Annotated in this window: 10 protein-coding genes and 2 rRNA genes; 10 read left to right on the plus strand and 2 right to left on the minus strand. The window is 67.0% G+C overall.

The features are described from left to right. Positions 1 to 168 precede the first annotated feature (168 nt). Together SACXIDRAFT_RS17775 and rrf are read left to right on the plus strand one after the other, a co-directional pair. A 23S ribosomal RNA gene (locus SACXIDRAFT_RS17775) occupies positions 169 to 3,308 on the plus strand. A 61-nt stretch (positions 3,309 to 3,369) separates the two neighbouring features. Next, positions 3,370 to 3,487 (plus strand): 5S ribosomal RNA (rrf, locus tag SACXIDRAFT_RS17780). A gap of 7 nt (positions 3,488 to 3,494) precedes the next feature. Here the strand turns inward: rrf and SACXIDRAFT_RS23345 are convergent. Continuing rightward, a complete protein-coding gene (locus tag SACXIDRAFT_RS23345; protein WP_198284403.1) occupies positions 3,495 to 4,052 on the minus strand; it encodes a hypothetical protein in 558 nt (185 codons plus the stop codon). Between SACXIDRAFT_RS23345 and SACXIDRAFT_RS23350 the strand changes: the two genes are divergently transcribed. From SACXIDRAFT_RS23350 to steA, 8 genes are all read left to right on the plus strand, one after another. Further along, positions 4,051 to 4,368, plus strand: coding sequence for a hypothetical protein (locus SACXIDRAFT_RS23350; protein WP_198284404.1), 318 nt, complete (start codon positions 4,051 to 4,053; stop codon positions 4,366 to 4,368). The two genes, SACXIDRAFT_RS23345 and SACXIDRAFT_RS23350, sit on opposite strands and share 2 nt — an antisense overlap. Positions 4,369 to 4,568: 200 nt before the next feature. Then, positions 4,569 to 5,030: a hypothetical protein gene (locus tag SACXIDRAFT_RS17785; RefSeq protein WP_232285326.1), complete on the plus strand. Its 462-nt coding sequence runs from the start codon at positions 4,569 to 4,571 to the stop codon at positions 5,028 to 5,030. After that, positions 5,030 to 6,040 carry an HAD-IIA family hydrolase gene (locus tag SACXIDRAFT_RS17790; RefSeq protein ID WP_006240016.1) on the plus strand — a complete coding sequence of 337 codons (1,011 nt, stop codon included), beginning with the start codon at positions 5,030 to 5,032 and terminating at the stop codon, positions 6,038 to 6,040. The genes SACXIDRAFT_RS17785 and SACXIDRAFT_RS17790 overlap by 1 nt, the downstream gene beginning before the upstream one ends. A gap of 50 nt (positions 6,041 to 6,090) precedes the next feature. Further along, on the plus strand, positions 6,091 to 6,294 hold the full coding sequence (locus SACXIDRAFT_RS17795; RefSeq protein ID WP_040922261.1) for a hypothetical protein: 204 nt from the start codon (positions 6,091 to 6,093) through the stop codon (positions 6,292 to 6,294). Between the two features lie 2 nt (positions 6,295 to 6,296). Next, positions 6,297 to 7,145: a TlyA family RNA methyltransferase gene (locus SACXIDRAFT_RS17800; RefSeq protein ID WP_006240018.1), complete on the plus strand. Its 849-nt coding sequence runs from the start codon at positions 6,297 to 6,299 to the stop codon at positions 7,143 to 7,145. Beyond that, positions 7,142 to 8,065 carry an NAD kinase gene (locus SACXIDRAFT_RS17805; RefSeq protein ID WP_006240019.1) on the plus strand — a complete coding sequence of 308 codons (924 nt, stop codon included), beginning with the start codon at positions 7,142 to 7,144 and terminating at the stop codon, positions 8,063 to 8,065. The genes SACXIDRAFT_RS17800 and SACXIDRAFT_RS17805 overlap by 4 nt, the downstream gene beginning before the upstream one ends. Positions 8,066 to 8,100: 35 nt before the next feature. Continuing rightward, entirely contained in the window at positions 8,101 to 9,879 is a 1,779-nt protein-coding gene (gene recN, locus SACXIDRAFT_RS17810; protein ID WP_040922262.1) for a DNA repair protein RecN, read from the plus strand. A gap of 151 nt (positions 9,880 to 10,030) precedes the next feature. Continuing rightward, entirely contained in the window at positions 10,031 to 11,212 is a 1,182-nt protein-coding gene (gene steA / locus SACXIDRAFT_RS17815; RefSeq protein ID WP_006240022.1) for a putative cytokinetic ring protein SteA, read from the plus strand. 37 nt (positions 11,213 to 11,249) lie between these two features. Here steA and aroA read toward each other — a convergent pair whose 3' ends face one another. Further along, entirely contained in the window at positions 11,250 to 12,524 is a 1,275-nt protein-coding gene (gene aroA, locus SACXIDRAFT_RS17820) for a 3-phosphoshikimate 1-carboxyvinyltransferase (RefSeq protein ID WP_040922263.1), read from the minus strand. Positions 12,525 to 12,566 lie beyond the last annotated feature (42 nt).

The raw sequence follows: 12,566 nt of genomic DNA on the forward strand, positions 1-12,566 counted from the left end.
AACCGCTACTAGATGATCCTGGTGCTTGATCTCCGCGCTGTTGTGGTGTGGGGGGTGCTGGGATTGGTTTCGATGGTCGCTGGCATGCTGTTGGGTCCTGAGGCAACACGCTGGTGTTGTTTCTGGTGTGGTGTTTGAGAATTGCAGAGTGGGTGCGAGCATCTTTGTGGTCAAGTTGTGTAGGGCACATGGTGGATGTCTAGGCATCAGGAGCCGATGAAGGACGTGGGAGGCTGCGATAAGCCTCGGGGAGCTGCCAACCGAGCTGTGATCCGAGGGTGTCCGAATGGGGAAACCCGGCACCCGTGATGGGGTGTCACCCGCCGGTGAATCTATAGCCGGTGTGGAGGGAACGCGGGGAAGTGAAACATCTCAGTACCCGCAGGAAGAGAAAACAACCGTGATTCCGTGAGTAGTGGCGAGCGAAAGCGGAAGAGGCTAAACCGTGCGCATGGTGAAACTGTCAGGTGTTGTGTGTGCGGTGTTGTGGGAGCCACTGTCCAGTAGCTGACACTGCTGGGGATGGTGTGTGTGGTTAGTGGAACACGTTGGGATGCGTGACCGGAGTGGGTGAGAGTCCCGTACGCGAAAACCGCATGGCATTGTCTTGGTGGTGTTCCCGAGTAGCAGCGAGCTCGTGGAATTCGCTGTGAATCTGCCGGGACCACCCGGTAAGCCTAAATACTTCCTGGTGACCGATAGCGGACAAGTACCGTGAGGGAAAGATGAAAAGTACCCCGGGAGGGGAGTGAAAGAGTACCTGAAACCGTGTGCCTGCAAGCCGTCAGAGCCCTGTAGGGGTGATGGCGTGCCTTTTGAAGAATGAGCCTGCGAGTTAGTGCTGCGTGGCGAGGTTAACCCGTGTGGGGTAGCCGGAGCGAAAGCGAGTCTGAACAGGGCGTCCGTAGTCGCGTGGTCTAGACCCGAAGCGGAGTGATCTACCCATGGCCAGGGTGAAGCGCCGGTAAGACGGCGTGGAGGCCCGAACCCACCAGGGTTGAAAACCTGGGGGATGAGCTGTGGGTAGGGGTGAAAGGCCAATCAAAACTCCGTGATAGCTGGTTCTCCCCGAAATGCATTTAGGTGCAGCGTCGTGTGTTTCACATCTGGGGTAGAGCTACTGGATGGCCTAGGGGGCTTACCGGCTTACCGAAGTCAACCAAACTCCGAATACAGGTGTGTGAGAGCGCGGCAGTGAGACGGCGGGGGATAAGCTTCGTCGTCGAGAGGGAAACAGCCCAGAACACCAGCTAAGGCCCCTAAGTGTGTGCTCAGTGGGAAAGGATGTGGAGTCGCTGAGACAACCAGGAGGTTGGCTTAGAAGCAGCCATCCTTGAAAGAGTGCGTAATAGCTCACTGGTCAAGTGGTTCTGCGCCGACAATGTAGCGGGGCTTAAGCACACCGCCGAAGCTGTGTCATTCACATGTGTGATCCGCCCGCGCCTCTTCGGGGGTGTGGGTGCAGTCGTGTGGATGGGTAGGGGAGCGTCCTGCATCCAGGGAAGCAGCCGGGTGACCGAGTTGTGGAGGGTGTGGGAGTGAGAATGCAGGCATGAGTAGCGAATGCAGAGTGAGAATCTCTGCCGCCGGATGACCAAGGGTTCCTGGGCCAGGTTGTTCCGCCCAGGGTAAGTCGGGACCTAAGGCGAGGCCGACAGGCGTAGTCGATGGACAACGGGTTGATATTCCCGTACCCGCGTGTGTGCGTCCCTGGCGAGGCAGGTGAGACTAACCACCCGCCCTGCACTGGTGTCCCTTCGGGGACGTGGTGTTGGGGTGCGTGGGACCTGAGCTTGTAGTAGCCAAGCGATGGGGTGACGCAGGAAGGTAGCCCCGCCAGTCAGTGGTAATACTGGTGTAAGCGTGTGGCCCGCCCGATAGGCAAATCCGTCGGGCTGTCTTGAATGACGAGGGTGAGGCGTGATGCATAGCCGTTGTGGCGAAGTAGGGTGATCCTCTGCTGCCGAGAAAAGCCTCTAGCGAGTGCGCGCGTGGCCCGTACCCCAAACCGACACAGGTGGTCAGGTAGAGAATACCAAGGCGATCGGGTGAACTGTGGTTAAGGAACTCGGCAAATTGCCCCCGTAACTTCGGGAGAAGGGGGGCCAAAACACCTGAAGCCCCTTCGCGGGCTGGGGTGGGTTGGCCGCAGAGACCAGCGGAAAGCGACTGTTTATTAAAAACACAGGTCCATGCGAAGACGTAAGTCGATGTATATGGACTGACGCCTGCCCGGTGCTGGAACGTTAAGAGGACCGGTTAACCCTCCTTGTGGGGGTGAAGCTGAGAATTTAAGCGCCAGTAAACGGCGGTGGTAACTATAACCATCCTAAGGTAGCGAAATTCCTTGTCGGGTAAGTTCCGACCTGCACGAATGGCGTAACGACTTTCCGGCTGTCTCAACCACAGGCCCGGCGAAATTGCACTACGAGTAAAGATGCTCGTTTCGCGCGGCAGGACGGAAAGACCCCGGGACCTTTACTATAGCTTGGTATTGGTTTTCGGTTCGGCTTGTGTAGGATAGGTGGGAGACTGTGAAACAGCCACGCCAGTGGTTGTGGAGTCAACGTTGAAATACCACTCTGGCCGGATTGGGAATCTAACCTCGGACCGTGAGCCGGTTCAGGGACAGTGCCTGGTGGGTAGTTTAACTGGGGCGGTTGCCTCCCAAAGAGTAACGGAGGCGCCCAAAGGTTCCCTCAGCCTGGTTGGCAATCAGGTGTTGAGTGTAAGTGCACAAGGGAGCTTGACTGTGAGACCGACAGGTCGAGCAGGTGCGAAAGCAGGGACTAGTGATCCGGCACCACCTGGTGGAAGGGGTGTCGCTCAACGGATAAAAGGTACCCCGGGGATAACAGGCTGATCTTGCCCAAGAGTCCATATCGACGGCATGGTTTGGCACCTCGATGTCGGCTCGTCGCATCCTGGGGCCGGAGTAGGTCCCAAGGGTTGGGCTGTTCGCCCATTAAAGCGGCACGCGAGCTGGGTTTAGAACGTCGTGAGACAGTTCGGTCCCTATCCGCCGCGCGCGTTGGAGACTTGAGGAAGGCTGTCCCTAGTACGAGAGGACCGGGACGGACGAACCTCTGGTATGCCAGTTGTCCCACCAGGGGCATGGCTGGTTAGCTACGTTCGGAAAGGATAACCGCTGAAGGCATCTAAGCGGGAAGCCTGTTCCAAGATGAGGTCTCCCACCACCCTCGAGTGGGTAAGGCCCCCTAAAGACGATGGGGTTGATAGGCCAGACATGGACACGCAGCAATGCGCTTACGAGTGGACTGGTACTAATCGGCCGAGGGCTTGACCACAAACATGCTACGCACCCACTCTGCAACTCTGAAACACCACACAATGGTTGTTTCACAACGTTACGGCGGCCATAGCGGTAGGGGAAACGCCCGGACCCATCCCGAACCCGGAAGCTAAGCCCACCAGCGCCGATGGTACTGCACCCGAAGGGGTGTGGGAGAGTAGGACACCGCCGAACACATTTCCTAAAGGGCCCGCCGGGGCACGGCCACACAGCCACCCCGGCGGGCCCTTTCAGCATGTCTACATCCATAGTGGTAAGAGAGCGCCCACAGCGGTGGCGCGTCCCGGTGATGCAGGTAGGAGAACGCGTGTCCGAGAACGGTCCGCGCGGCACAGGTGACGACAGGAGGCCCGGTCGGCCGGACCGTCGTGACCACGGGCGCCGCGAAGAGAACAAGAAATTCGGCGATCGCCGCGGAGCTCGGGACCGCGACACCGGTGACAAGAGTGACGACCGGCGGCGCGACGGTCGCGGACGCGGGGAGGGGCGTAGTTTCTCCGACCGGCGCGGTGAGCGGCGACCCGGCCGTGACGGTGACCAGCGCCGGGGTGAATATCGTCGCGACGACCGCAGGCCGTCGGGGCGTAAGGACGACCGTGGGTTCGACCGCTCCCAGGACGACCGCTTCTCCGGACGTCGCGACGAGCGGCGATTCGGCAGTGATCGTGACCAGCGGCGCAGCGAAAACCGGCGGGATGACAGGAAGTCCTTCGATCGCCGCGACGACCGTTCTGGCCATGGCCGCGATCAGCGGCGGGATGGCGGGAGGCCGTTCGATCGCCGCGATGATCGTGCGTCGTCGGGACGCCGGGACGACCGTGGGTTCGACCGCTCCCGAGACGACCGGCGATCTGATCGGGACCGCGACCAGCGTCGAAGTGAGTATCGTCGCGACGATCGGCGGTCCTTCGACCGCCGCGACGAGCGTGGTGGGCCCGGTTCGGGTGCTCAGCGGGACGACCGAGGTCGAAGGCCCGCTCACGACCGTCCCCGGCAGAACGGGGGACCGCGTGCTCCTCGCCGGGACGACGCGGCTGCGGCTCGCGAGCTGCTGACGGCTCCCGAACTGCCCGACTCCGTCGATCACACGGACCTCGATGTCGATGCCCGGCGCGAGCTGCGGTCGCTGCCGAAGGACCTGGCCGAACGGATCGGCAGGCACCTCGTCGCCGCGGGAACCCTGCTCGACGAAGATCCTGAGGCGGCACTGGCACACGCTCGGTACGCCAAGTCGAAGGCAGCCAGGATCGCCGTCGTGCGCGAAGCTGTCGGGCTGGCCGCCTACCACGCCGGAGAATGGGCGGAGGCACTGTCCGAACTTCGCGCTGTACGGCGCATGACGCGGACCGACATCCACGCCGCGGTCATCGCCGACGCCGAACGCGCTCTCGGACGTCCCGAGAGGGCGCTGGACGTGGCCAAGGACGCCGACATGTCCATGCTTCCGAAGGAAGTGCAGATCGAGTTGCAGATCGTCGCCGCCGGTGCGAGACGGGACCTCGGGCAACTCGACGCCGCCGTGGTGGCGCTTCAGGGGCCTGAACTCGACCCTGCCCGCCGCGATCCCTGGAGCCACCGGCTGTTCTACGCCTACGCCGACAATCTCGCCGCTGCGGGACGCACCGACGAGGCCGTGCAGTGGTTCCTCCACGCGGCGGAGGCCGACCCCGAGGAGGAGACCGACGCCGCCGAACGTGCCGCGGAGCTGGCCAGCTGATGGCGAAGACACTGCTCGATCGCCACGACACGGTGCTGTTCGATCTCGACGGCACCGTGTACCACGGCAGCCGGCCGATCCCCGGCGCGGCCGATGCCATCACGCACGTCCGCGAGCGCGGCCGCGCCGTGCGATTCGTGACGAACAACGCCGCGAAGTCGCCGGAGTCGGTCGCTGAGCACCTCGTGAGCCTCGGGGTTCACGCCGAGCCCACCGAGGTGAGCACGAGCGCACAGGCCGCCGCAGTGGTGCTGCGGGAACGACTTCCCGCCGACTCCGTGGTGCTTGTGGTCGGCACCGCCTTCCTCGAAGCGCAGGTGCGGTCGGTGGGTCTGCGACCCACCCGGCGGCACGGCCCCGAGGTCGCCGCCGTGGTACAGGGACACTCACCCGACACCTGCTGGGCCGACCTCGCGGAAGCCTGCCTCGCTGTGCGGGCCGGTGCATGGTGGGTGGCGTGCAACACCGACGCCACGCTGCCAAGCGAACGCGGTCAGCTGCCGGGAAACGGCTCCATGGTGGCCGCTCTCCTGGCGGCGACCGAGCGCGAACCACACGTGGCGGGTAAACCCGAGGCACCACTGCTGCGGACGGCCGCGCACTCCGCGGGCGCGGCGTCGCCGTTGGTCGTCGGTGATCGGCTCGACACCGACATCGCCGGTGCCGCAGCCGCCGGATTCCGCTCGCTGGCCGTCCTCACCGGGGTGGCGACGCCGCGGCGGCTCCTCGCAGCAGGGCCGGGAGAGCGGCCCGATTACCTCGCGGCGGATCTCGGTGCGCTGACGAGGGACCTGAGCGCGGGGGAGTTGGAGATCGGTCCTCGCCCCGGCTGGCGAGTGACGGTGAAGGGCGACGTCGCCGTCGTGGAGAGCGCCGTGGGCGAAGGGGACGGTGACTCACTCGACCTGCTGCGCCACCTGTGTCACGTGGCCTGGTCGGCACCCGTGTCGTCCGTGCGGGCAGCCGACGTGCGTGCGGAGTCGGCACTGGCGCCGTGGGAGCTCGGCTGAATGGCCGTGGGTCACAGCGCGTCGTTGCGGGGATCAGTTAGCGTTGTCAGGTGCACGCTGAGACCGAATCCGCGCCACGTCCGGTGCCGGGCCCACCGCCCGGATCGCAACACACCGATCCTCGCGGCGCCATCGCCCATGCCGTCGCGGCGCTCGACGAGCTGGACACACTGCCGACGGCCGAGCATGTCGAGCGCTTCGAGACCGTGCACACCGCGTTGTCCGTGGCGCTGTCCAGTATCGACAAGGTGTAGCCGTGCCGCGTAGGGCTCGCCTCGACGCCGAACTCGTGCGGCGGGGCCTCGCCAGGTCGAGAGAACACGCCAGCTCGCTGATCACCGAAGGTCGCGTGACGGTGCGGGGGCTCGTGGCCAAGAAGCCGGCGACCAGCGTCGAGCCGGACGCCGCGATCGTGGTGCGTGCCGACGACGACCCCGGCTGGGCCTCCCGGGGCGCGCACAAGCTGCTCGGTGCGCTGGAGGAGTTCTCCGCTCAAGGACTAACGGTGAAGGGGCGGCGTTGTCTCGACGCAGGCGCGTCCACCGGCGGGTTCACCGATGTGCTGCTGCGTCACGGCGCCGGTTCCGTCGTCGCGGTCGATGTGGGTCGTGGCCTGCTCGACTGGAGGCTGCGCACCGACGACCGGGTGATGGTGGTGGACAGGACGAACGTGCGAACCCTGACCCCCGACACCATCGGCGGCGTGGTCGATCTCGTGGTCGCGGACCTGTCCTTCATCTCCCTTCGACTGGTCCTGCCCGCATTGGCCGCCTGTGCCGCGGAGGGCGCCGACCTGCTGCCGATGGTGAAACCGCAGTTCGAAGTGGGGCGGCAACGGCTCGGCAGCGGCGGGGTCGTGCGTGATCCCGAACTACGGGCGCAGGCGGTGTCGGATGTGCTCGCCGAAGCCACGAGCCTCGGTTTGCGAACACTGGGGGTCGTGGCGAGCCCGCTACCGGGGCCGTCGGGCAATGTCGAGTACTTCGCGTGGTTGCGCAAGGAGCCGTGCGCGGTGGACAGTGTTCCCGCCGATCCAGCCGATCCAGCCGAACAGCAGCGGCGCGACGACATGGTCCGCACCGCGGTGAGAAGGGGACCTTCGTGACCGAGCCCGTTGGCCGAGAGGTGCTGTTGGTCGTCCATCCAGACCGGGACACGACCCGTGAAGCGGCAGGGCAGGTCGCGACGCGCCTCGCCGAGGCTGGCATCGGTCTCCGGGTGCTCGACGACGAGGTCCGCAAGCTCGTGGAACCTCCCGACCGATCGTTGCCGTGTGCCGTGGTCGCTGAGTCGGAGAACCCCGCTCGGGGAGCGGAACTGGTGCTGGTTCTCGGTGGCGACGGCACCCTGTTGCGCGCGGCGGAAGTGGCGCGGCCCGAAGGCGTCCCGGTGCTGGGAGTGAACCTGGGGCGCATGGGATTTCTGACGGAGGCGGACTACGACGCGCTGGGCGACACGGTGGATCGCGTGGTGACCCGCACCTACCGCATCGAGGAGCGCATGACCATCGACGTCACGGTGACGGTCGGCGACACCGTGGTGGCTCGCACCTGGGCGTTGAACGAGGCGAGTGTCGAGAAGTGTTCGCGGGAACGCATCCTTGACGCGCTCATCGAGGTCGATGGCAGGCCGGTGTCGTCGTTCGGCTGCGACGGCGTGCTCTGCTCCACCCCCACCGGTTCGACGGCATACGCGTTCTCGGCCGGAGGCCCCGTGGTCTGGCCGGAGGTGGAGGCACTCCTCGTGGTGCCGAGTAACGCCCACGCCATGTTCTCGCGCCCGCTCGTCGTGTCACGCTCGTCCGTGATCACCGTGCAGGTCGATCCCGATGGGTCGCCTGCCGTGCTGACCTGCGACGGGCTGCGGCACGTCGATCTCGACCCGGGGTCGAGGGTGCGGGTGGTGGCCGGTGAGGTGCCGGTGCGCCTCGCGCGACTGTGGGATGGTCCGTTCACCGACCGGCTGGTGCACAAGTTCTCCCTGCCGGTCACGGGATGGAGGGAGCGGCACGCCCGCCGGGGTTGACCACCTTGTCGCGGGTTGCCGCTACGGTGGTTGGCGTGCTGGCCGAGATGCGTATCCAGGGCCTCGGGGTGATCGAGGAGGCCGCGCTCGAACTGCACCCCGGGTTCACGGTGGTCACCGGGGAGACCGGGGCAGGCAAGACGATGGTCGTCACCGGCCTGCACCTGCTCTCCGGGGGACGTTCGGACGCGTCGAAGGTGCGGGCTGGGTCGGCGAAGGCGATCGTGGAGGGCCGTTTCACCGACATCACCGGTGAGCACGCTCTGCGGATCCTGTCCGATGCGGGTGCCGAGGCCGACGAGGACGGCAGTGTGATCGCGGCGCGTTCGGTGAGCGCGGAAGGCCGGTCGCGCGCCCATCTCGGTGGCCGATCCGTGCCCGTCGGCGTGCTCGGGGAGTTGTCCGAGCAGATCCTCGCGGTTCACGGACAGAACTCTCAACTTCGACTGCTGCGTCCGGCCGAGCAGCGTGCCGTACTCGACCGGTTCGCGGGGGAGGCCGTCGCCGACCCGCTGGCCGCGTACCGGAAGATCAGGCAGGAGTGGCTCTCCGTGGCGCGTGAGCTCACGGAGCGGCGAGCGCGCTCACGCGAACTGGCACAGCAAGCCGACCTCTTGCGCCACGGCCTCGCCGAGATCGATGCTGTGGAACCGGCACCCGGCGAGGACACCGCACTGACCGAGCAGGTCAAGCGCCTCGCCGCCGTTGACGAACTCCGTGATACTGCCAGCGCGGCGCAACTCGCCATCGCGGGATCTCCCGAGGGTGACTCCGACCTTCCGGGTGCGCTGGGGTTGCTCGCGGAAGCCCGGCGCAGGCTCGGCTCCGCCGAGGACGCCACATTGCGGGACTTCGAGCCGAGGCTGTCCGAAGCGTCGGTGCTGCTCGGGGAAGTGAGCCGGGAACTCGCCTCCTATCTCGGCACGCTCGACGCGGACCCGGAGCGGCTCGAAGCGATCCTGGCGCGGCAGGCCGAGTTGAAGAAGCTCACCCGCAAGTACGCGGCCGACATCGACGGTGTGCTCGCGTGGGCGGACGACGCCCGTGCGCGGCTGGCAGGCATGGACACCTCGGAGGAGGCGCTGGAGGAACTCGCGGCGCGCCGCGACGTCCTGGCCGGTGAGCTGGCGGAGCATGCCGCACGGCTTTCCTCGGCCCGCCGTGTCGCGGCAGAGGAACTGGCGAAGCGGATCACCAGTGAACTCTCGGGGCTGGCCATGGGACAGGCGGCCGTCGAGGTCACGGTACGGGGCAGGGAGGCGGACGCGGCCGATGCGACGGCGTTGACCGTGGAAGGCCGGACTCTCGCCGCGGGACCCGACGGTGTCGATGATGTCGAGCTGCTGTTGCGGGCGCACGCGAAGGCACCCGCCCTGCCCGTGCACAAGGCCGCGTCGGGTGGCGAGCTGTCGCGGGTGATGCTCGCGATCGAGGTGGTGCTCGCCCACGCGGACACGGTGCAGACACTGGTGTTCGACGAGGTCGATGCCGGGGTCGGAGGGCGGGCGGCCGTGGAGATCGGCCGTCGCCTCGCGCGGCTGGCCCGTACACACCAGGTGCTGGTGGTGACCCACCTCCCGCAGGTGGCAGCCTTCGCTGACCGGCATCTGGTGGTGGACAAGGGCACGGCCGACGGGGTGACCCGCAGCGGGGTTCGCACACTCGACGACGACGAACGCGTCACCGAACTCGCCCGCATGCTCGCCGGGCTCGACGACACCGAGACCGGCCGGGCTCATGCGGAGGAGTTGCTGCGCGCGGCGGAGGAGTTCGCCGAGTCTGCGGTCGCCGGAACACGGGGGGCGCGCCGGTAGAGCGGCCGAGGGAATCGGTGATCGGTGTGATCTACCTCCGGCTCGACGGGACGATCACGCCGGTCCGGCGTCCCGCGTCCCGGTCATCCCCCGGCGTCGCTGCGGCGTGGCTCACACACATCGCGAGCCGACTTTTGTCACCATTCCCGGCATGAAACTCGCCGGCTTGCTGTCTCGCTCCACGCCCGCACTCCCCGGTGTCACCGGCACGGCCCGTGTCGATCGCCGGATCCGGGAGGTGTGCAGGCGGGCTCAACCCGGGGACATCGCGGTGATCGACCACGTCGATCTCGACCGCGCGAGTGCCGATGCTCTGGTGTGCGCACAGGTCGCCGCCGTGGTCAACGCGGCGCCGTCGATCTCGGGCCGCTACCCGAATCTCGGGCCGGAGGTGTTGCTGAAGGCGGGTATCCCGTTGCTCGACAACGCCGGTGCGGAGGTGCTGCACCGGGTTCGCGACGGCAGCAGGGTGCGGGTTCACGAGGGCAGCGTGTACGTGGGACGCCGTGAGGTCGCGAAGGCGGTGGTGCAGACGCCCGAGAGCGTCGCCGATCAGATCGTGGAGGCGCGGGCGGGGATGGCCGCGCAACTGGAAGCCTTCTCCGCCAACACGATCGAGTTCCTGCGCAGGGAACGCAGCCTGATCCTCGATGGTGTCGGGGTGCCGCAGCTACGGGTGTCGCTGACCGACCGGCACATCGTCGTCGTCGCACCCGGTGCAGGGCATGCCGACGATCTCAGGGACCTCAAGCGGTACATCCGGGACCACCGTCCTGTGCTGTTCGGGGTCGAGGTCGCTGCCGACACGATGCGGGAGCTGGGATTCGCACCCGACGTCGTCGTCGGCGATCCGACAGCGGTGGAGGCGGAGACGTTGAAGGCCGCCTCCGAGGTGGTCGTGCCTGCTCAGCCGGACGGGCACGCCCCCGGCGTCGAACGTGTGCAGGACCTTGGAATCGGTGCGGTGACGTTCCCCGCCACAGCGAATCCGGAGGATCTCGCTCTGTTGCTGGCCGAGGCCAACGATGCCGCGCTCGTGGTGACCATCGGATTCCAGGCCACGTTGCGCGAGTTCCTCGACGCGGGCCGGTCGGGATCGAACCCGTCCACGTTCCTGACCAGGCTGAAACTCGGCACCAAGGTCGTCGATGGCAAGGCCGTCGCGGCGCTGCATCGCAGCAGGGTGCCCGCGCTCGCTCTGGCTCTGCTCGGCGCCGCGGCCATGATCGTCGTGGTGGCGCTGTTGCTGTCCGGTGCTGCTCCGATGTACACGGACGACGTCTTACAGTGGTGGAACTCGGTCGTGACCTGGGTGGCCGGACTGTTCTCGTGAGGCATGTGCGCACGCCGGGTGAGCCCGGTGCCGTGCCTCAGCCCTGGTGCAGCACGCGCTCCCAGTCGGCGACGAACTCCGGGTAGGTCTTGCCGACCGTGGCAGGGTTCTCCACAACGACGTCGGCGATGCGCAGGCCCAGCACGGCACCCGCCATCACGAGGCGGTGGTCGTCGTAGGTGTGGAACGTCCCGCCGTGCAGCGGCGCAGGCCGGATGCGCAGGCCGTCGTCGGTTTCGGTGACGTCACCGCCGAGCGCGGACAGCTCCGTGGCCAGCGCGGCGAGCCGGTCGGTCTCGTGGCCCCGGAGATGCGCGACCCCCCGGATCTCCGAGGGACCTTCGGCGAAACAGAGCAGCGCCGCGATCACCGGGGTGAGTTCGCCGACGGCGTGCAGATCGAGGTCCGCGCCCGGCACGGTGCCGCCACCGGTGACGGTGAGGCCTTCGGCGTCGAGGACTGCCTCGCCACCCAGTTCGCGCACGAGGTCGCGCAGCCAGTCTCCCGGCTGCGTTGTCTCGGCAGGCCAGCCCGAGACGCGGACGCGACCGCCTGCCAGCAGGGGTGCGACGACGAACGGAGCGGCGCTCGACAGGTCGGGTTCGACGGTGTAGGTGTCCAGCGCGAGCGTGGCAGGCGGCACGTGGAACTCGGGGCCGTCACGTTCCGGCTCCGCACCGAACCGGCGCAGCATGTCCAGCGTCATCGCGATGTGCGGCTCGCTGGGAGCCTCGCCCTTGAGCCGCACCGTGACGCCCCGGGTGAAGGCAGGCGCTGACAGCAGCAGCGCGGAGAGGAACTGGCTGGACGCCGACGAATCCAGGTCTACCCGGCCACCGTCGAGGCCGCCGTGACCTCGGACGGTGAACGGAGCCGCGCCGCGCCCCCCGTCGTCGATGTCCGCGCCGAGAGCGCGAAGTGCGTGGAGCAGTGGCGCGACGGGCCTGCGCCGGATGGCGGGGTCACCGTCGAAATGGACCGTGCGTGAGCCCAGCGTGGCCAGCGGGGGCGTGAACCGCGCGACGGTTCCGGCGTTGCCGAGCGCCACACGGACCTCGCCGGTGCCGCCGGTCATCGGCTCCAGGAGCACACCGTCCGTGGTCGCGGTCGAGGCGGCGCCGAGGACGTCGAGCGCCGACAACATCAGCCGCGCGTCCCGCGAGTCCAGCGGCTCGCGCACCAGCGTCTTCCCTGCCGAGAGGGCGGCGAGCACGAAGGCGCGGTTGGTGATCGACTTCGAGCCGGGAACCCGGACCTCGGCATCGATCGCATCGGCGGCCGTCGGTGCGGCCCAGGTGTTGTCCTCGCCCACGTGACCACTGTCCCACACGCGCGAGGCGAACCACCTCAGGCG

Source organism: Saccharomonospora xinjiangensis XJ-54, from assembly GCF_000258175.1.
Classification (GTDB): Bacteria; Actinomycetota; Actinomycetes; order Mycobacteriales; family Pseudonocardiaceae; genus Saccharomonospora; species Saccharomonospora xinjiangensis.

Bases quoted from the DNA above. Each gene is read 5' to 3' on its own strand.
- steA (WP_006240022.1), top strand. From the start codon at position 10,031: ATGAAACTCGCCGGCTTGCTGTCTCGCTCCACGCCCGCACTCCCCGGT.
- SACXIDRAFT_RS23350 (WP_198284404.1), top strand. From the start codon at position 4,051: ATGGCCGCGATCAGCGGCGGGATGGCGGGAGGCCGTTCGATCGCCGCG.
- SACXIDRAFT_RS17790 (WP_006240016.1), top strand. From the start codon at position 5,030: ATGGCGAAGACACTGCTCGATCGCCACGACACGGTGCTGTTCGATCTC.
- SACXIDRAFT_RS23345 (WP_198284403.1), bottom strand. From the start codon at position 4,052: ATGGCCAGAACGGTCGTCGCGGCGATCGAAGGACTTCCTGTCATCCCG.